Source organism: Rubritalea sp. (genome assembly GCF_051252225.1).
GTDB lineage: Bacteria > Verrucomicrobiota > Verrucomicrobiia > Verrucomicrobiales > Akkermansiaceae > Rubritalea.
In genome coordinates this window covers 133,151-152,580 of the sequence record NZ_JBPOGE010000006.1, presented here as the reverse complement: position 1 = coordinate 152,580, position 19,430 = coordinate 133,151, and the positions used below count along the sequence as shown (strand labels likewise).

The window sequence follows — 19,430 nt, the reverse complement described above, 5'->3', positions numbered from 1 at the left end:
CTATTAAATTAGTTTGGAACTACTGGACCGGTGAATACGGAATAGGTTTTTTCCCAGTCGACAGAGGAAAGCGTGTCTATACCTGGAGCTTGTTGAGTAAGAGCAATGAATGAAGATTTGCGTAACCAGACCATTTCCTTAATCTTTCTTGTGAGCTCCTTATTAAATTTCTGAGTTCCTTCTTCTATGATACTACTCACCTCATGGTGTTTTAGCTCTCTCATCGTGACCTTTGCTCCCTGCTTTACTTCACCCTCACTTTTAAACCATTTTCCGTTGGCGTCTTGGTAGAGCAATTCCTCAATAATAAAATCAAAGCTTGAGTATAGTTCCGGCCGCTCAGCACTGCCTGATAATGCAATTCTTCCCCGCATCGGAACTACTGCCTCAATATAATGTGCCAGCTGTGAACGAGACTGGAACCAGTCACCTTCCGCCACCATACCCTCAGGAGTCAGCTGCACTCGATAGCTACTCTCACCGCCGGCATTGTCCACTGTGACACGGGCCATACGTGACGGTTGGAGCGGAACTGGACTCATAATCATGGACACTCGAGATTCAAAATCTCCCCCAAATAGCACACCTGTCTGACAAAACTGCTGCTGTTTTACATATGCCTTATACTCACCATCATCGGCACGCACCTCTACAAGTTGAACCCGCTGGCCAGTTCCTCCAAATCCATCTTGAACCACAATCACAACAAGCAGCACCAAACTCGTACCAATCGCTATCAATGGAGTTGTAATGAACAAACGATGCCTTTTCCCTGATTTTGCAAAAACAAACAGATTGATCGGTCCTACAAGAATCCCGAATACCAACAGAATCATTACCAAATACAGAGGCTTAAAATCCGTCCCCTCTAAATCCTTGTAGAGCCCCCAATGAACCAAATCGTAGTCTTCATTGATTTGCCTAGCGAATGGCTTATGTGAGAAACTTTTTTTTGCCCCAGCCCCTCTCACTAGTGACGTCAACGGTACTTTTCCAAGTTTTCCGTTTTTCTGAGTATACACCATGTGCACCTCTCCTAGTGAACGTCGGGTATAGGCACCCTTTTCTAATTCGAAACCTAACTGTGAAAGCTTCAACGCTCTATCACTCGTAGCTATAATGAGAGCTCCACCCAGACGATTCCATTCTAATAGGGACTCCCGAGCAGCTGAATCCACTTTAAACCAAGCTGTATCGCTCAAAATAATGGAATCATATCCACTATATGCCCGCCAATCTGAAAGTAGCTCACCGGGCTGAAACTTACCTGCAAATTCTATGTTCGAAGAACGAGAGCTACCCGATAGATGGCTCTTTTGAAGGTAGTCATTCAGAATAGATCCATTTTCAGTAAATAAATCCTCACTCATCAAAACCGATGGCCACTCGATGAGAGCCTCGGTAGACATAGAGTCCTCTAATTTTTCGAGGCCTTTGGAATTTACTTCTACATGTAGCTCAAGCTCACTTGGATCACTGCCACCGTGGATAGACTCGAACATCGTCACTATTGGAACCAGCAACTGGTATGTTTTCACCTCACCGGCGGGACAATCGAGCAAGTAATTACTTACCATCGTATTATCCTGATTGTTACCAAAACCCCATCGAGGCGAGGAGCCATCTGAAGAGTTAAATCCAAGCATCCATGAGCGTGATACACTGGAGTTGTTTGTAAGCTCTACTTCTATAGGTAAAAAGCCCCTGTTAGGAACAGTCCCATAAAGGCTCTCGACCCTGATAGAGGCTATACCTTTAGGATACTCATGGTCTGAAATAGTGTACTGAGCCCATAGCTGACTCATGCAGCTAAATAATACAATTATGGAGGTAAGTAACTTCATTTGGTTGCCACTGTTTTGAGAGTTTTAGGCGTGTCTATATCTTGAAAAGGTATTTCATTGATTAACTCCTCAACCACCTGATTGACACTGACACCTTCTACTTGTGCATTGTACCCTAAGAGAATTCGGTGCCTTAGCACAGCTGGTGCGACAAACTTCACATCCTCGAAACTCGCATGTCCACGACCCAGCATAAACGCTCTAGCCTTAGCAGCCGAAGCCAATGACAGTGCCGCACGAGGACTCGATCCGTACTTAATGTGAGTTGATGATTTTGACTCACCTGGGTGTGTTGCAGTCACTAATCGAGCTATATAGTTTGCTACTACTTCATCTAAATACACTCGACGCACATCTAATAAAAGCTGCTCAAAGTCCTCAAACCCCATAACCTCCGCTACTTCGGGTTCTGAGCCAAGTTCACGATTCAGTACGATCTGTTGTAATGTAGCTGCGTTGTTTTTCTGCACTTCTAGCTTAAACAAGAAGCGATCTAACTGGGCCTCAGGAAGTGGGTAAGTCCCCTCAAGCTCAATTGGGTTCTGAGTAGCTAAAACAAAAAAGGGCAATGGCAGAGAATGTGACTCACCCAATACGGTGACAGAACGCTCCTGCATGGCTTCTAGTAGTGCCGATTGAGTCTTTGGAGAAGCACGGTTGATCTCGTCAGCTAATACTATGTTCGAAAACAATGGCCCTTCTTGAAAAACAAAATTTCGAACCCCATCAACCTCCTGTAAAACTGGATTTCCGGTAATATCTCCTGGTAATAAATCGGGGGTAAACTGAACTCGCTTCGTACTTAATCCTAACGATTTTGAAAGGCCCTTCACCAGTTCCGTTTTACCAAGACCTGGTAGGCCTTCTAGCAAGATGTGTCCACGTGCCAGTATACCTGTTAGGACTAAATCTATCAACTCAGACTGACCAAACAAAACTCCATTCAGTGTGTCTCTTAGAACATTAACTTTTTGCACAGATTCCTCTAATTCTGCTTCTGTCACGTAATCCATATTTTATCTTCTACTTAAAAAATTGTTTCAAGGCTCGCTGTTCACCTGGCATGAGTGAATTTTTCCAGACTCTATCACCGCCAGAACTCTGAGAATTAACTTCTCCGCCATCAAGACGGGGCGCTACTTTTTCTTCAATTTCGTGTTCTGTATCGCGCGTTCCAAGAAGGTCACCAGGTGTCATTCCATCTAAACTTTTTGGATCAATCCCTTTAAAATCTCCCGTATCAAGTGGTGGGATCTCATCTCCTAAAACACCAGGCACATGACCGGGTCCTCGCGATATACCACCTTTCCCTCCACAGTCTCCTTGATCTCCCTGAGAATTACTCTCTTCGTCTGCCATCTCTTTTGGCTCAGGACCTATACCTTCATCTCTTTGCTTTTTAAGCTGTTCAGCACTCGCCCGCATACGCTCTCGCATCGCCTGCAATTTCTCTTTATCCACTCCAGTAAGTTCGCGCATATCAAGCCCTTTGAGTTGCTCGAGTAAGTCCTCGTTTAACTGCATTGCGCCTTTACTCATATTCTCAAGAGCCTCTCCAAATTCACTCATCAATTGCTGCTTTGCTTCCTGAGATAATTGCGCTGCTGCATGGTCAAGACTCTGTAGAGCGTGCTCAGCCTTGCGGAGAGACTGCTCCAGCTTCGCCGCATTATGCTCATGTGATGTTTTTAAAGAATCAATTGCCTCCAAACTCGTGTGGCTGAACCAATCTTCACTATTCTGCTGATCTAAAAGATCTATTTTCTCTTTTATATCTTCGATGTACTCTTCCTCTACAACATCATGTTGCTCTAACTCCTCAATAGAGTTCCATAAGTCTTCGTATGCCTTTGGTGCACTCGTCTGATAATCCTTATTTCCTAGCTCACCGACCGGTATATACAGAGATAAACCAACTAAAAATATTGCTCCAATCACTGGGTAGAGACAACGAGCTCTATTCCATTTCAAGCCATTCTCTTGAATTTCAGGGAGCTCCGGCCATTCCGAATAGCCAGCCCTCGCAGCGCTAAGTCTACTATTCGTATGTAGACTAGCATCCAACCTAACCAAAGTTTCATCCAAGTTCGTGAAACGTTTTTTAGCCCCCCAATATACCCATACAAGTACTCCACACAAAATCACCAATAGAACCAGTATGACCTGCTCCAGAACGACTTGAATATGTGACTGCTTCAAAAGCACAATTATTACACATGCTATTAGAGACAAGACTACCATTGGGACCCTGAGGCATTCCACATACCACGCAAGATTGACCTGCCTCATCGTCTTACGACTCAAGGCTAACCATTTCTTCTCTGTAGTAGTCCCATCCATTACTTGCCCAACGACGTCTGTAAAAACACTTTTACACAACAAAGCTAGGTGATCTAAACGACCAGAACTAGTTATAGCAAGCTAGTATTCCCGCCCATGACACTTCTTTCTTTTCATTTGCATTCATGTTAGTTCGACAGAAACTTATCCAGTGAAGTCAACACACCCCAGAAAAACGCGCGCAGAGCGGCCAACATTCCGCTACTTGCTAGACCTCGTGCTTTTGGCTTGGGTCATTGAGGCGGTGGATCAGTTTTTGTTAGGAGGTGGACTAGATCGCTTCGGTATCCAACCACGGAGTTCCTACGGACTCATTGGTATTCCACTCATGCCCTGGCTCCACGGTGGTTTTGCCCACCTAAGCTCTAACACCCTCCCCTTCCTCACCCTTGGTTACATTATGATTAAGGCCGAAGGGAGGCGCTTCTTTTATAGTTCCGCAGTAATTATTCTGTTAGGAGGAATCGGCACTTGGCTTATTGCTGCCCCCGGTGGAATCCACATTGGAGCTAGTGGCCTAATCTATGGTTACTTTGGTTATGTAATGACGCGTGCGATCATAGAATCGCGCCCGCTCTGGCTCCTCACAGGTATCCTCGTTGCTCTTTTCTACGGTTCCATGGTTTTTGGAGTCTTACCTCAAAACGATCGGCCAATCTCGTGGGAAGGTCACCTAACGGGCATGCTGGCTGGCATTTGGTTAGGCAGACGCCACAAAGGAATGCGCAGTACTTGAGCCTTAACCTAGAGCTCGTCGCTTCTTTCTAGGCAAAGAGCGTGTTAGATTACTCTTTCTATGTATGGGAAGTGGATATCTACTAGTATCTCACGTACAGCCATTTGGCTATGTGTGTTCTTCTCATTCTCTACTCAGTTAGGTGCATCAAAAGCGTTATCCAGCACCGAACCATCCATTGACTGGTCTGGGCTTTTTCTAAGGTTATTCGCTGGTTTAGCGCTGTCCTGTGTGGGCTCTAAAATCTCTCAGATGGGCTCAAGACTATTGCAGGAAACCTGCTTAAAACCCCCCTAGAGCATTTTACCGGTAACCAAATTAAAGCAGTCTTTACCGGAGGCTTGATCACTGCACTCATTCAGTCCTCATCCATTACTGTTGGCTTTGGCTCAGCCAGTCTCATAGGGCTACCCAGTCGGCAGGAGTTATTATGAGGGCTCATATTGGTAGTTCGATCACCACACAAGTCATCGCCTTTGATCTTGAGCACGCCTCGCTAGCTTTCGTAGCTGTCGGATCCTCCTCATCATAGGAGCTAATGTTGGCACCTGTGTAACAATCTTAGTTGCCAGCCAATCTAGGTGAAAAAGTACTCACATTGATGTTAAATTTCCCCTCTGCCAAAAACCCTAATGCCTCGTTATTAAAATTTAAGAAAACACTCCATAAGATCGACAAAATCTATCAAGAAATATTCTACTACCTCTCAGAAATTCACCGGAGAAAAACACGCGGTAAAGTGAACACCACTTTGAGCTTCACAGCGTGGCCACCTCAGCGCAGGCTACCGCCATGCAAGAGCATCTCGTTTCCATCCTACCCAAATGCCTCGAAACCGTAGCACAAGCTGCCGCGTTTCAACTTCAGCATTTTCGCTCGATGCCTGCGGGTGCCGATGACCAAAAAGCCGCGCGCGAGATGGTCTCTTTCGTAGATGTCGAGTCCGAGAAAATCTTACTAGATGGACTCATGCCTCTCGTTCCTGGTGCAGGATTTTTCGGTGAAGAATCCGGTAAGACCGGCTCTCAAGACCTCGTTTGGATCGTGGATCCACTCGATGGCACCACAAACTACCTCAGCGGGCTTGACCATTATTCCATATCCATTGCCTTGGTCAAAAATGGCCAACCGATCTTTGGTGTCGTCCACAAACCGATGACTAAAGAAACCTGGAGCTGTATCAAAGGCCACGGTCTCCACTATAATGCAGAGCCTACGGAGAAAGTTTCCCAAACACTCACAGCCAAAGACGCACTCTTCGTCACTGGATTCCCTTACCGTTCGCAGGACATTGCTAAAAACTTTTTCGCCTGTGCAGATGAGGTGCTCGTCACGGGCCGAGGCATCCGCCGTACAGGAAGTGCAGCGCTCGATGTCTGTAATGTGAGCTGCGGCTGGTACCAAGGATTCTGGGAAAGCGACCTGCAGCCCTACGACATAGCTGCGGGCATGCTTTTCATGCAGGAAAATGGATGTATAGTCAGCAATATCGATGGCGAACCCTACGATATGTTCAATGACAGAATCATGGTAGCCGGTCTTCCGAGAGTACAAGAAACACTACGCTCCATCGTTGCCAAGCATTACGCCTAATTTGAATCTCGATTCTTCATTCTAATTTCTAATACCTGACAGCATGCCCTACCGAATTTGTAAAATGATCGAGGTCGAAAACGGCCACCTTCTCTCTAAGCACCCAGACAAATGCCGCTTCCCACACGGTCACACCCGTAAGGTAGAACTGATTTTTGAAGCAGACAGCCTCGATAACCACGAAATGGTCTTCGACTTCAAACTCGTCAAACGCATGGTCGACGACTTTCTAGAAACCTACGACCACGCACTCTGCATGAACACAGATGATCCCAAGTTTGCGTTCTTTAAAGAAGCGTATGGTGAGCGCATCATTGGCTTCGAAGGGCTCGACCCAACCACCGAAGTGATGGCTAAAACGATCTTCGACCATACCTCTGGCCAGCTTAAGCATCACATTGACAATCCCGACCCCGAGTACCCAGTACGCGCTGAAGTACACCTCAAAACTATCCGAGTCTGGGAGACTACCAGCTCATGGGCTGAATACGGCCTTTAGTTCACTCCAGCTTTCTCTAACCGAGAAATACATGGCAAGCTAAGGCGAAGAACCCTGCCGGCACAATGAGTCGGCACCACTTATCTATGCGCGTGGCTAGCTTTGCTTTGCCGTGCTTGGTCAGGACAGAGGTCAGGACTGCTTCTCCGAGTGTCGCAAACACCAGCAACGTGGAACTGAGAATAAACGTATCCATCCGCGTAAGGTAGGAGACGGCAGGCACAAGGCTATCGATCGAGAATCTATACGCGATCAAGGTCAGCATCGAAGTCGTCGCCACACCGATCTGTGTACCCGCTTGTTCGGGGTCTATCCAGAATACGATCCATGACATGGCCACGATGAGAAAAAGTGGGAGAATCACCTTGATCAAGTAATACTCATTGTGCCGTTTAGCCTCTAATGAAACGGTAAACATAGCAGCTTCGTTCATTCCCTCAAAAATAGATGTGTTATGTGGCCATGCTTTATGTCCTAGTATTTCCCAGTCTGGGAGTGAAAATTGAGGCGAAATACCAGATGGTAGCTCCTTTTCTAACTCGAATTGAACCTGATCCACTGTATGCCCAACAGACACTAGAGTCACTTCGAAGTGCTGTGAATCAAAAGGAAAGTTCTTCAAATCGAGGATTTGCGAAAAATCACCCCATATCCGCTGAGATTGGCTCACTGTGCCATCTGGCTGAATAGTCACTATATCCTCCATCGTGTTGAATGTTTTTTGCCGGTTTGTAATCTGCACCCTAGGGTTCCAAACCTCCGTAAGTTTTTTGGTAATCGGCCCATCGCCAACATGCTGCTCACGTGGGTCATGCCATTCCGCTTGATAGAATATATTCAATGTGAAACTCTGAATCGCACTATTAACCCCATCGATGTCTAATACGACATAACGCACTTTCACCTTTGTTGGCTCACCAGTCCCATCCATAGGGTGCCGTTTATCGATTTGAGCACTAGCGACAAAGCTGATCAATAAACTGATTAATACCGTAAAGTAAGCTATAATATGGGGAGCCCTATTCATGAATGAGAATAGTACTAACACAGTACAACAAGTGACCGCACTCCTTTTCACCAGCTGGCACAGAGAAACTCCATAGATAGACAGCATTTTTATTTTGACCAAGCTCTGACACTCACCTCTCATCATATAAATTCATGACACGCGATTCCTTTCTTAACCAAGCCAGAGAACTCTCCCTAAGTGCACGGGCATGTATCTGCCTGCATATTACCGAGGCCTACTTCAGAAAAATCGGCCTCGACCACCCACTCGTGGATGAATTTTTCGACCACCTCTGGGATCACCCGCTACAAACCGAGCCTAAAGCATTTTCCTCTTGGGAAGCTAAGCGAGGTGATTTGGTCGACTTTGGCCTCACCGATGACTTACCTGACGACCTCGATGAGCTCATGCCTAAACTGCCGATTGATGAAGCCCAGCTTTTCTCCGTAGTTGAGGCTCCGGTCGAAATTCTATGGGGTAATTTTTTTAGTAATTTAAATGAGCCAGCCTCCTTTGAGTACCTGACATTTAGTGTAGATTTGGCAGATAAAGAAGGTCTCATTTTCCCCAAACTAGACCTCTACCAACAATCCCTTTTTACCGACAATAACGGCTGGGGAAAACCAATTAGTATAATCACTCGCGATCAATGGCGTGAAGGAAAAGTACACTAAGCCTATTCACATATTTCCAATACATTGACTGATCTAACCCTTCTGTTAGCCTCTACTAGTCATGGAGATAGACAATCAGATCTTGGACCTAGCAAGGGCGTCTAGTCCATACTTACTCGCTGTTCTACATGTAGCCTGTGCCGTATGGGTCACACTCCATGCGATACTTCGTAAACGTGAAGTTCGCACCGCCATTGCTTGGATTGGACTCGCATGGCTCTCACCATTTTTAGGCTCTATTGCTTACTGGATGTTTGGTATCAACCGGATCCAACGAACAGGTATATCACTAGGATTAATCCAGGAATGGGACCACGCCCCAGAACAAATTCTCACCAACGAAGATCAAAAACGTATTCATCGAGGCAGTACCGAGCATCCTACCTTCGTCGGACTAGTCCACCTCGGTGACAAAGTCATAGGCTCTAATCTACTATTAGGAAACGCCGTCACACCACTCATAAACGGAGACGAAGCCTATCCAGAAATGCTCAAGGCAATCGATGAGGCTGAAGTTTCCATTTCTCTAAATAGTTACATCTTCGACTTTGATAGAGTTGGTAATCAATTTCTTAACGCTCTACAGCGAGCAAACGATCGCGGTATCGAAGTACGCGTAATGATCGACGGCGTGGGAGCACGCTACTCTAAACCAAGCATGGTAGGCTGCTTGCAGAAAGCTGGCATTAAGGTTGCAGCTTTTCTTCCATCGAAAGCTCCTTGGAAAATGGCGTTTGCAAATCTACGCAATCACCGAAAAATCCTCGTTATTGATGGGAGAGTTGGCTTCACCGGTGGAACCAATATCCGCGAAGGTCATTGTCTCAAGCTTGACCCGGTCTTCCCAGTCGCTTGTCTCCACTTCAAGATAGAAGGCCCCGCCGTCTGCAATCTACAAGAAGCTTTTGCTGTCGACTGGTCATACACAACTCGTGAAAAACTCATCGGTCCCATATGGTTTCCCAAACTCGAGCGTCGTGGCAATATCCTCGCCCGAGGAGTCCCTGACGGTCCCGATGAAGATCTTGATAAAATCAATGAAATGATCTTGGGAGCTCTTGCAGTGGCCAAGGATCGCGCGCGCATTATCACTCCTTATTTCCTCCCATCACGTTCCATCATCGACGCTCTCGCGGTCGCTGCCATGAGAGGAGTGAAGGTCGATGTCCTGCTACCCTCCAAAAATAATATCGCCATCATGAACTGGGCCATCATTCCCCAGCTTCCCCATTTGATTAAAAAAGGGGTCAACATTTTCTTCTCCCCCGCTCCTTTTGATCACACCAAGCTCTTCGTTGTTGATGGAATTTGGTCCCTCATAGGATCTACTAACTGGGATCCACGTAGCATGCGGCTCAACTTCGAGTACAACCTCGAATGCTACAGCCAAGAGCTCGCCGAAGCTCTCGACAAAGTGATCGATCAAAAACTCACTCGAGCAGAACAAGTCAGTCTAGATAAACTCGAGCAACGTTCCACTCTCATTCGCCTCAGAGATGGAGCAGCCCAGCTCATGGCGCCGTATCTGTAAGAAACAGTGACAGGGACGCAATCCCTAAGCGTCCGGCTGTGCACCTATTTTTGAAACCATTAAAGATGGGATTTCATGAAGTTGCACTAGGACTATATTGTAGCCTGAAAGATTTGATAATCTCTCAACCTAGCCGGACACTTAGGCAGAAGTGTCCCAACCTGAAACAAAAAAGCCGACCACGTATTTCACGTGATCGGCTTTAAATATTTTGGACTCGTTAGAGTTGTATCTAGCTGGAACTTTTCACTTCCAACTTCGCACTCCTAACTTAGGAGCGCAGCGACTACATCATGCCGCCCATACCGCCCATGCCGCCGTGGTCGTGACCACCTGCTGCTGCTTCTGGCTCTGGGATGTCAGTGATGAGTGCTTCTGTAGTGAGAAGAAGACCGGAGATAGAACACGCATGCTGAAGAGCAGAACGTGTTACCTTTGTCGGGTCAACTACACCAGCTTCGATGAGGTCAACGTATTCACCAGTAGCAACATTGTAACCAATGCTACCTGTGGATTCACGTACCTTGTCGACGATGAGTGCACCTTCAAGACCTGCGTTAGCTGCAAGCTGACGCAGTGGAGACTCGATCGCACGAGCAACAATGCCCATGCCAGTCTTCTCGTCTTCGTTAGAAGCTACGTCACAGTAGTTATCTGCTTCGCACTGAGCAAGAGCACGGATAAGAGCAGTACCACCACCTGGGACGATACCTTCTTCAACCGCTGCGCGAGTCGCGTGAAGCGCATCGTCAACACGGTCTTTCTTCTCCTTCATCTCAGTTTCAGTAGCGGCGCCAACGTTAATGACTGCAACACCACCAGCGAGCTTAGCAAGACGCTCCTGGAGCTTCTCACGATCGTAGTCGGAAGTTGTGTCTTCGATCTGCTTACGGATCTGACCTACACGGCCAGAGATATCTTCTGAAGAACCTTCACCTTCAACGATGGTGGTAGTGTCTTTAGCGATAGAGATACGCTTAGCTGAACCGAGGTCATCAAGCTCAACCGACTCAAGTTTGATGCCGAGTTCTTCAGTGATTACTTTACCACCAGTAAGAACTGCGATGTCTTCAAGCATTGCCTTACGGCGATCACCGAAACCAGGAGCTTTTACAGCTGCAATGTTAAGTGTGCCACGGAGCTTGTTCACTACAAGAGTCGCAAGAGCTTCACCTTCTACGTCTTCAGCAATGATGAGGAGTGGACGGCCAGTCTTAGCTGCCTTCTCGAGAAGAGGAAGCATGTCCTTAAGATTAGAGATCTTCTTCTCGTGGATGAGGATGAGAGCATTTTCGATATTACACTCCATGCTTTCAGGATTATTCACGAAGTAAGGAGAAAGGTAGCCCTTATCGAACTGCATACCTTCAACAACATCGAGTGTTGTTTCGATACCCTTTGCTTCTTCTACTGTGATTGTGCCGTCCTTGCCGACCTTATCCATTGCTTCTGCAATGATGTTACCGATCTCAGTGTCCCAGTTAGCGGAAACTGTGGCAACCTGAGCAACTTCCTTAGACTCGGAAACTGGCTTGGAAATTTCTGCAAGCTTAGCAACGATCGCTTCGCATGCTTTGAGGATGCCGCGCTGAAGGTTGATTGGGTTAGCACCCGCAGTTACGTTACGAAGACCTTCTTTGTAGATTGCTTCAGCAAGTACTGTCGCAGTAGTGGTGCCGTCACCAGCTACATCATTTGTCTTGGAAGAAACTTCCTTAATGAGCTGTGCGCCCATGTTCTCGTATGGATCTTCAAGTTCGATTTCCTTAGCAACAGTAACACCATCTTTAGTGATTGTTGGGGAACCGAATTTCTTGTCTAGGATCACGTTACGACCCGCAGGCCCTAGTGTCGCTTTTACTGCACGAGCGAGCTTTTCCACACCACGAAGGAGGGATTGGCGTGCTACTTCGTCAAATTCTAATTGCTTAGCCATGATTTAATGAAAATTTAAATTTAAAGAGATTTTATTTAGTTAATGATACCGAGGATATCTGACTCGGACATGATCAGGTGGTCATCTCCGTCGACTTTGACTTCAGTACCACCGTACTTTGAGATGAGAACTTTATCGTTCACTGAAACGGAGAACTCAAATGCTGAGCCGTCTTCGTTTTTACCACCTGTACCGAGAGCTATAACGATAGCTTCCTGTGGTTTTTCTTGTGCGGAATCTACAAGAACGATGCCGCCTGCAGATACTGTCTCAGCATCTAAGCGCTTAAGAAGCACGCGCTGTCCGATTGGTTGGATTGCCATAGTATTTGGTTTTGTTTTTTGTTTATTTGATTTGAATAAAAACCATCCGACCCTTTTCACAGAACCGGATGGTAGAAGTTAGTTTGTATTAGTCTTCGACAACTTCAGCATCGACTACTTTGCCTTTTGCTGACTTAGGCTCGGATGACTCAGCACCTGCCTCTGGACCTGCTGCACCGCCCATGTCTGGCATTGGGCCACCGGCTGCTCCAGTGCCGCCGGCTGCTTGTGCCGCCTGGGCTAGCTGCTGAAGCATTGCTTCGAGCTCTTCCTTAGAGGACTTGATCTTTTCTGCATCATCTTCTTTGAGAGCTTCTTTCACAGCGTCAACCTTACCTTGGATCTCGATTTTAAGTTCCGCTGGTGCTTGGTCACCCATTTCTTCGAGTTGCTTCTCGACCTGGTGAACCATGCTGTCTGCATCGTTCTTGAGCTGGATTGCTTCTGCGCGCTTTGCATCCTCTTCAGCGTGCTCTTCAGCTTCGCGCTTTGCCTTTTCGATTTCTTCGTCGGAAAGACCGCTTGAACCTTCGATCGAGATCTTCTGTTCCTTACCGGACTTCTTGTCCTTCGCAGAAACGTGGAGGATACCATTTGCATCGATATCGAATGTTACCTCGATTTGAGGAACGCCGCGTGGAGCTGCATCGATACCGTCGAGGCGGAAGTTGCCGAGAATCTTGTTGTCTTCGAACATCTTGCGCTCACCTTGACAGATACGAATGTCTACAGCCGGCTGGCTATCAGCTGCCGTGGAGAATACCTGTGACTTCTTCGCTGGGATCGTAGTGTTACGCTCGATCATTGCAGTAGCAATCTGACCTGCTGTCTCGATAGAGAGAGTAAGCGGAGCTACATCTAGAAGGAGAACATCTGCTACGTCACCTTGGAGAACACCACCCTGGATACCTGCACCAATCGCAACCACTTCATCAGGGTTGACTCCTTGGTTTGGCTTCTTACCTGCAAGTGCTTCAGCTGTCTCAACAACCTTCGGCATACGTGTCATTCCACCTACGAGAACTAGCTCATCAATCTCGCTAGCGGAAACTCCAGCTTCCTTTAGACAGTCGATAACTGGCTTCTTAGTACGCTCAAAGAGTGAATCCGTAAGCTGTTCAAGCTTGGCGCGAGAGAGAGTTTTCTGAATGTGCTTAGGACCAGTCTCGTCCATAGTGATGAACGGAAGGTTGATGTCGTATGTCTGTGAAGAGGAAAGAGCAATTTTTGCTTTCTCTGCTTCTTCTTTAATACGCTGAAGCGCATCTGCTTGCTTCGCAAGGTCGATACCAGAGTCATTTTTGAACTCATCAACAATCCAGTTAATAAGAGTGTTATCCCAGTCATCACCACCGAGTTGAGTGTCACCGTCGGTAGCGAGTACTTCGAAGACACCATCATCGATGTCGAGTACGGAGATATCGAATGTACCACCACCAAGGTCATACACTGCGATCTTTTCTTCGCTCTTCTTGTCGATACCGTAAGCGAGTGCAGCTGCTGTTGGCTCGTTGATGATACGGCGAACCTTCAGACCTGCGATCTCGCCTGCTGCCTTTGTTGCGGAGCGCTGAGAATCGTTGAAATACGCAGGAACAGTAATAACAGCTTCTGTGATAGTTTCGCCAAGCTTAGTTTCAGCATCAGCCTTAAGCTTGCCAAGAATCATTGCTGCGATTTCCTGTGGAGAGTAAGTTTTTTTCTCACCGTCTATTTCCACCTGAATGTGCGCATCGCCATTGTCCGCTTTGACAACGTCATAAGGCGTAGCTTTGTCTCCATCAGCAAGCTCATCGTACTTACGTCCGATGAAACGTTTCGCTGAGAAAATAGTATTTTTGGGATTGGTCACTGCCTGGCGCTTAGCCGCCTGACCTACGAGACGCTCACCAGACTTGGTGAATGCCACGACCGAAGGTGTAGTACGTGCACCTTCAGAGTTTTCTAAAACAGTAGCTTCGCCACCGTCCATTACCGCCATACATGAGTTGGTGGTACCTAAGTCGATTCCTAGAATTTTAGCCATAATAGTTTTTTAATTAGTTTTTTTAAGTTTTAAATCCCGTCTCTTTCTTAAGACGGACACAATTTGTTGCCTACTCTTATGCAAGTTCCGTGCCACCACCACTCAATAAAAACATAAACCATTAACAATTATTAACTTATATACGAATAAAGGATTCCACACTTAAAAATAAACGACAAAATGTCTCAAATAACTCACGACTAATTAGACAAAGTGACGCAGCTGTGTCAGAGTGTCCTGTTAGGCCGCAAACTCACAGCCAAGCTGATGTAGATGACAATTTACGAAAGTCTATTTCTCCTCCGTTTTTTCCCTTGCCACATCAATAAGCACCGCTAGTTTGTCGTATCGGTCTCATGCCGCCTGCGTGATTCCGCCATATTATAACGCGCCGCCCCCGTGGCACAATACACGCGCATCATACAGGTAAAACCAACAACCCATACTACAACAATGAAAATTAATCATGTACACCACATGCGCGCCCGTCGAGGCTTCTCGCTTGTGGAACTCCTCGTGGTGATTGCAATCATCGCAGGACTCGCGGCCATGTCTTATGGCCCGATAATGAAACAGATGAAACAAGGTAAGAAGACACAAGCCATCTCTCAGGCTAAGAACTTACTTACTGCGCTCAACAGCTTCGCCAAAGATAATGACGGTATTTTCCCAAGTGAAGATACTGCCAGAAATGAAGAATCTGGCAGCAACGCAGAAGATTGCTTTAACCAACTTATCTATAATGGTTACGTAGATAATGAAAAACTATTCTGGAACAGCGAAAACGCAGTTTTAGGTAAAGCTGATTCCAATGAGCCAGATAATGATGGCGAACTTTCGACCGGTGAAAACGTCTGGGGCTATGTAGCTGGACTCAGCCAATCCTCCAGAACCACGCTTCCCATTTTCTTTGACTCTTCAGTCTCTGCAGGACAATTCAGTACAGAAGTTTGGGACGGCTCAGCAATTGTAGCAAAGCTTGATGCCTCAGTAGCTTCTCTCAACATTGACGTACAAGGCAAAGGCTTCATCAACGAAGACGGCTCGTTCAAGAAAGGCCCCATCAAAGAGAAAAAGGGTAATCGCGAATACGACATTTTTAGTAATGCCGCATTACCACAAAACACTGACGTTTACGCCCCTGGTGGAGGTGGTAGCATCAGCAGAGTGAACGACTAATTTTTACTTCTCTCATTCCAAAAAACCGAAGGGCCACCGCCTTTCGGTTTTTTTATGTCTCACTTTTTTAATAGCAGAGAGCATTTCTCGCTAGATTATCTCATTCCTCGAATTTAAAGATGCATCACTTATGAGCAACTGGTCAATCGATGACGCCCGCGAACTCTACGGAGTTCAGCGCTGGGGCAATGGCTATTTCGACATCAACACTGATGGAGAAACCGTCGTGTTACTAAGAGATGGCGAAAAAGAAGTTCCCGTTTCACTTCAAAAAATTATTGAAGGGCTAAAGGAGCGGGGCTCAGCCATGCCACAGCAGTTACGTTTCAGAGATCTTTTAGACCGTCGAATTGAGCACCTTAATGAGTCATTTCGCTCGGCTATTGCCGAAACCAATTTCCAAGGAAATTACCGTGGTGTATACCCGATCAAGGTCAATCAGCAGCAACAAGTCATCGAGGAAATTACCGAGTTCGGTAAAAAATACAACTATGGGCTCGAAGCTGGCTCGAAGCCTGAGCTCATTGCCGCGCTCGCCTACATGCACGACCCCGATGCCTACTTGATCTGCAATGGCTACAAAGACGATGAGTTCATCGACCTTGCTCTTCAAGCTGTTGAAATGGGAATTCGGGTAATTCTCGTACTCGAAATGCCGAGTGAGTTAGCAGCCATCATCAAACGCTCAAAAGCCTTAGGTATCCGCCCAGAGCTAGGTATTCGTTTTCGCTTGTCCACTAAATCAGAAGGCCACTGGGCTGAATCTGGTGGGGACCGCTCTGTCTTTGGCCTCAATTCTTCCCAATTGATCGATGCGATCGATTTGCTGAAAGCTGAAGGCTATCTCGACTGCCTCACACTCTTTCACTACCATCAAGGTTCGCAGCTTCCTAACATCCGTGCCATTCGTGAGGCGGCAACTGAAGCCGTGCGCGTATTCGTCAACCTTGCTCAAGAAGGCGCCCCCATGGAAATTCTCGATATGGGTGGTGGGCTCGCTGTCGACTACGATGGTTCACACTCAAACTTTTCTTCATCCTGCAACTACACACTCACAGAATACGCCACTAACCTCATCGAGGTCGTGCAAAAACACTGTGATGAATCTAGCATCCCACACCCTACGCTAGTCACAGAATCTGGCCGTGCTGTCGTAGCCTATTACTCAGTGCTTGTGTTCAACATTCTAGACGTCACTAAATTCTCACATCCAGATGAGCCCGATGCACCAGAAGCAGGTGCGCACGATATGCTCTTCAACCTTTGGGACATCCGCAATCGTATCGACGACAACAATCTTCAAGAATGCTTCAACGACGCACTCTTCTACCGCGATCAAGTACGTGACCTCTTCCGACATGGAGTCGTCAATTTACGCGAACGAGCGGTCGCTGAGAAAATCTACTGGCACCTCTGCACTCGGATCGCTCAAAAAACCGAGCATTTAGAACACGTTCCAGAAGCTTTGCAGACCCTACAGTCTAATCTCATCGACTTTTACTACGCCAATTTCTCAGTATTCCAATCCCTACCAGACGCTTGGGCGATTCAACAGCTCTTCCCGATCATGCCGATTCACAAACTTGATCAAGAGCCTACTCAACGCGCTATTCTCGCAGACATCACCTGTGACTGTGATGGAAAAATAGATCGGTTCATTGATCGTGACAGCGTCTCTACTTTTCTACGTGTCCACAAACGCGAATCAGGTGAGGAATATAATATAGCCGCCTTTCTCGTCGGCGCCTACCAAGAAACTCTAGGAGATTTACACAACTTACTTGGCGACCCTCATGTGGTTTCTGTGAGCATCGAAGACGGAGAAATCACCTACACACATGAAGTCGAAGGTGACTCTGTGGCTGATGTACTTTCCTACGTAGAATACGAACCTAAGGATCTAGAAAGACGCTTCCGCAGTTTCGCTGAAAAAGCAGTAAGACAAGGCACTATCACTGCTACACAGCGTAAAATAATCATGGAGTCCTATAAGGCAGGACTAAGTGGTTATACTTACTACGAAGATTAATAATTGAGGAGCTCGAGCCATAAAAAACCTGCCCAGGTAACCCTGGACAGGAAAATAATATGAAAAATCTCACCGATCTCCTACCACTCTATTTTGAATGGTAGCAGTAAGCTTCACCTACTTAGATACTAGGCTCTATATTTGTGACACTTTTTCTCAGAAAATGCACAAATTGGCACCCTATTGCCCCTCAGGAATAGGAATATTCCTATGGTAAACATGAATATCTTGCTGAGGAAATGGTATGCTCACACCTTCGAGGTCAAAGCGCTGCTTCACCATTTTTGTGAGGTCCCAGTACACATCCCAGTAATCGACTGTTTTCACCCAAGGTCGAAGTAGCAAATTCACGGAAGAGTCCCCAAGACTATGCACTCCTGTTTGTAGTATAGGTTCCTTTAGAACCAGTGAATGCGTATTCGCGACCTCTGCAAGGATCACCAAAGCTTTATCAATATCATCTGAATAGGAAATCCCGAACACTAGGTCGACCCGCCGTACCTTACGGCCGCTGTAGTTCGTAATGGTATCTCCCCAAGCTTTCTTATTTGGAATAATGAGCTCTTTATTATCCATTGTAAGCATTGTTGTAGAAACTAGGCTCATCTTATCTACCTTGCCCGCTACCCCTGAGATTTCGACAAAATCCCCCTCATCAAATGGCTGATAAATCATGATCATCATTCCACTCGCAAAATTACCCAATGTGTCTTGAAGAGCAAAACCAATAATAAATCCGCCAGCTCCCATTGCTGCTAGCATCGGCCCTAATTCTACGCCCATCCCAGCCAAGACAACCATAAAACCAACCACCATCACTACAGACCCTGTAGTGCGAATCACAAAATCCTTAAATATGCGCGACCCCTTTTGCTGCTTCTGTAAGCCATTTCTAACAAGCTTAGTCACAAATTTAGAAGCTAGCCAGAAAAACAGCATCGTCGCCGCAGCAGATGCTAACTTACCTGCGAAGGCTATCCCTCCGTCTTTCGCTTTAAACCATGTATTAAGTTCATCCGCAAAGTAGCTGATACGTCCACTGGGGTTGAGCTCACCTGAGATATCGGTAGCCGATTTCAGATAGCTCGTAGCCTCTATTACATCTCCCCCTTTGGCCTCCAGCGCTACAATCACGATTTTAACTCTCTTGGCAACCTCCAGCTCCTTGACTCTTGAGTCGCGTTCCTTATTTCTAAAAACTAGTTGATCATTTTTTGAGAGCTCACCAGATCGTAGTCTATAAGTATACTCGGCTGTTTCAGAAATCTGAGATTGAAGCTCGATAAGCCAATTCTCTAACTGCTTTTCTAACTCAGCTTTACGCATCGGCCTTAGCTGGACAGCAAATAACTCAACTGGCTTAGCTAAATCTACTACTGGCACCACCGCCGCTTCAGGTACTTCTACTTCCTGCGGTGCACCCACTGCATTCACTGAATCTATAGATAAAAAGGATGCTACTAGACACAAAAATAACTGTCCGAATGGCCGTTTCATTAGCAGACTTAAATCAAATTCATCAGTGAATGGCAATGACTAGTGTTTCCCTCTATTCTTAGAATATTCCAGATGCCACTTGATCTAGAAAACCCTTTCAGTAATATGCTCCGTACTACAGTTCATAAAACCTAGAATTAAAGCTCTGACTTTTCTCATGCTCTCTAGTATTTCACCAAGCAATGACTTGTTAGGTGTTTTTAATCATTACGCT

Annotated in this window: 15 protein-coding genes and 1 pseudogene; 8 read left to right on the top strand and 8 right to left on the bottom strand. The window is 46.4% G+C overall.

The genetic code is table 11. From position 1 onward, the window contains the following. Nucleotides 1-8 precede the first annotated feature (8 nt). The 3 genes from ACSHX2_RS07970 to ACSHX2_RS07960 are packed head-to-tail and all read right to left on the bottom strand — an operon-like array spanning nt 9 to nt 3,815. On the bottom strand, nt 9-1,805 hold the full coding sequence (locus ACSHX2_RS07970; protein ID WP_435692281.1) for a hypothetical protein: 1,797 nt from the start codon (nt 1,803-1,805) through the stop codon (nt 9-11). Between the two features lie 35 nt (nt 1,806-1,840). Continuing rightward, nucleotides 1,841-2,857 (bottom strand): AAA family ATPase, encoded by a 1,017-nt coding sequence (locus tag ACSHX2_RS07965; RefSeq protein WP_435692279.1) that lies wholly within the window; start codon nt 2,855-2,857, stop codon nt 1,841-1,843. Nucleotides 2,858-2,867: 10 nt separating this feature from the next. After that, nucleotides 2,868-3,815, bottom strand: coding sequence for a hypothetical protein (locus tag ACSHX2_RS07960; RefSeq protein ID WP_435692277.1), 948 nt, complete (start codon nt 3,813-3,815; stop codon nt 2,868-2,870). 520 nt (nt 3,816-4,335) lie between these two features. Here ACSHX2_RS07960 and ACSHX2_RS07955 point away from each other — a divergent pair. From ACSHX2_RS07955 to ACSHX2_RS07940, 4 genes and pseudogenes are all read left to right on the top strand, one after another. Then, nucleotides 4,336-4,920 (top strand): rhomboid family intramembrane serine protease, encoded by a 585-nt coding sequence (locus tag ACSHX2_RS07955; protein WP_435692275.1) that lies wholly within the window; start codon nt 4,336-4,338, stop codon nt 4,918-4,920. A gap of 257 nt (nt 4,921-5,177) precedes the next feature. Next, nucleotides 5,178-5,354: pseudogene (locus ACSHX2_RS07950) on the top strand (hypothetical protein); the annotation flags it as partial. Nucleotides 5,355-5,685: 331 nt separating this feature from the next. Next, nucleotides 5,686-6,513, top strand: coding sequence for an inositol monophosphatase family protein (locus tag ACSHX2_RS07945; RefSeq protein ID WP_435692273.1), 828 nt, complete (start codon nt 5,686-5,688; stop codon nt 6,511-6,513). A gap of 43 nt (nt 6,514-6,556) precedes the next feature. Continuing rightward, nucleotides 6,557-7,012 (top strand): 6-pyruvoyl trahydropterin synthase family protein, encoded by a 456-nt coding sequence (locus ACSHX2_RS07940; RefSeq protein WP_435692271.1) that lies wholly within the window; start codon nt 6,557-6,559, stop codon nt 7,010-7,012. A 16-nt stretch (nt 7,013-7,028) separates the two neighbouring features. Here ACSHX2_RS07940 and ACSHX2_RS07935 read toward each other — a convergent pair whose 3' ends face one another. Beyond that, nucleotides 7,029-8,039: a hypothetical protein gene (locus ACSHX2_RS07935; RefSeq protein WP_435692269.1), complete on the bottom strand. Its 1,011-nt coding sequence runs from the start codon at nt 8,037-8,039 to the stop codon at nt 7,029-7,031. 134 nt (nt 8,040-8,173) lie between these two features. Between ACSHX2_RS07935 and ACSHX2_RS07930 the strand changes: the two genes are divergently transcribed. Beyond that, complete coding sequence (locus tag ACSHX2_RS07930; protein WP_435692267.1) at nt 8,174-8,695, top strand: hypothetical protein; 522 nt, start codon at nt 8,174-8,176, stop codon at nt 8,693-8,695. A 61-nt stretch (nt 8,696-8,756) separates the two neighbouring features. Further along, nucleotides 8,757-10,226: a cardiolipin synthase gene (gene cls, locus ACSHX2_RS07925; protein ID WP_435692265.1), complete on the top strand. Its 1,470-nt coding sequence runs from the start codon at nt 8,757-8,759 to the stop codon at nt 10,224-10,226. Nucleotides 10,227-10,512: 286 nt separating this feature from the next. Here the strand turns inward: cls and groL are convergent, their stop codons facing one another. The 3 genes from groL to dnaK all read right to left on the bottom strand — a co-directional run bounded on the left by groL (nt 10,513) and on the right by dnaK (nt 14,511). Beyond that, nucleotides 10,513-12,165 (bottom strand): chaperonin GroEL, encoded by a 1,653-nt coding sequence (gene groL, locus ACSHX2_RS07920; protein ID WP_435692389.1) that lies wholly within the window; start codon nt 12,163-12,165, stop codon nt 10,513-10,515. A 32-nt stretch (nt 12,166-12,197) separates the two neighbouring features. After that, nucleotides 12,198-12,485 carry a co-chaperone GroES gene (locus tag ACSHX2_RS07915; protein ID WP_435692263.1) on the bottom strand — a complete coding sequence of 96 codons (288 nt, stop codon included), beginning with the start codon at nt 12,483-12,485 and terminating at the stop codon, nt 12,198-12,200. Between the two features lie 88 nt (nt 12,486-12,573). Then, the gene (gene dnaK, locus ACSHX2_RS07910) at nt 12,574-14,511 is read right to left on the bottom strand and encodes a molecular chaperone DnaK (RefSeq protein WP_435692261.1); all 1,938 of its coding nucleotides are present in this window, start codon (nt 14,509-14,511) and stop codon (nt 12,574-12,576) included. Nucleotides 14,512-14,964: 453 nt separating this feature from the next. On the opposite strand from dnaK, the gene ACSHX2_RS07905 reads away from it, so the two are divergent. Together ACSHX2_RS07905 and speA are read left to right on the top strand one after the other, a co-directional pair. Next, nucleotides 14,965-15,690: a type II secretion system protein gene (locus ACSHX2_RS07905; protein WP_435692259.1), complete on the top strand. Its 726-nt coding sequence runs from the start codon at nt 14,965-14,967 to the stop codon at nt 15,688-15,690. Between the two features lie 130 nt (nt 15,691-15,820). Next, entirely contained in the window at nt 15,821-17,719 is a 1,899-nt protein-coding gene (gene speA, locus ACSHX2_RS07900; RefSeq protein ID WP_435692257.1) for a biosynthetic arginine decarboxylase, read from the top strand. A 180-nt stretch (nt 17,720-17,899) separates the two neighbouring features. Here speA and ACSHX2_RS07895 read toward each other — a convergent pair whose 3' ends face one another. Then, nucleotides 17,900-19,216, bottom strand: coding sequence for a mechanosensitive ion channel family protein (locus ACSHX2_RS07895; RefSeq protein WP_435692255.1), 1,317 nt, complete (start codon nt 19,214-19,216; stop codon nt 17,900-17,902). Nucleotides 19,217-19,430: the final 214 nt, after the last annotated feature.

Excerpts from the sequence above, each read along its gene's own strand:
- ACSHX2_RS07930 (WP_435692267.1), top strand. The coding sequence starts at position 8,174 with ATGACACGCGATTCCTTTCTTAACCAAGCCAGAGAACTCTCCCTAAGT.
- speA (WP_435692257.1), top strand. The coding sequence starts at position 15,821 with ATGAGCAACTGGTCAATCGATGACGCCCGCGAACTCTACGGAGTTCAG.
- ACSHX2_RS07915 (WP_435692263.1), bottom strand. The coding sequence starts at position 12,485 with ATGGCAATCCAACCAATCGGACAGCGCGTGCTTCTTAAGCGCTTAGAT.
- ACSHX2_RS07935 (WP_435692269.1), bottom strand. The coding sequence starts at position 8,039 with ATGAATAGGGCTCCCCATATTATAGCTTACTTTACGGTATTAATCAGT.
- ACSHX2_RS07965 (WP_435692279.1), bottom strand. The coding sequence starts at position 2,857 with ATGGATTACGTGACAGAAGCAGAATTAGAGGAATCTGTGCAAAAAGTT.
- ACSHX2_RS07895 (WP_435692255.1), bottom strand. The coding sequence starts at position 19,216 with ATGAAACGGCCATTCGGACAGTTATTTTTGTGTCTAGTAGCATCCTTT.
- ACSHX2_RS07905 (WP_435692259.1), top strand. The coding sequence starts at position 14,965 with ATGAAAATTAATCATGTACACCACATGCGCGCCCGTCGAGGCTTCTCG.
- cls (WP_435692265.1), top strand. The coding sequence starts at position 8,757 with ATGGAGATAGACAATCAGATCTTGGACCTAGCAAGGGCGTCTAGTCCA.
- ACSHX2_RS07940 (WP_435692271.1), top strand. The coding sequence starts at position 6,557 with ATGCCCTACCGAATTTGTAAAATGATCGAGGTCGAAAACGGCCACCTT.
- ACSHX2_RS07970 (WP_435692281.1), bottom strand. The coding sequence starts at position 1,805 with ATGAGTCAGCTATGGGCTCAGTACACTATTTCAGACCATGAGTATCCT.
- dnaK (WP_435692261.1), bottom strand. The coding sequence starts at position 14,511 with ATGGCTAAAATTCTAGGAATCGACTTAGGTACCACCAACTCATGTATG.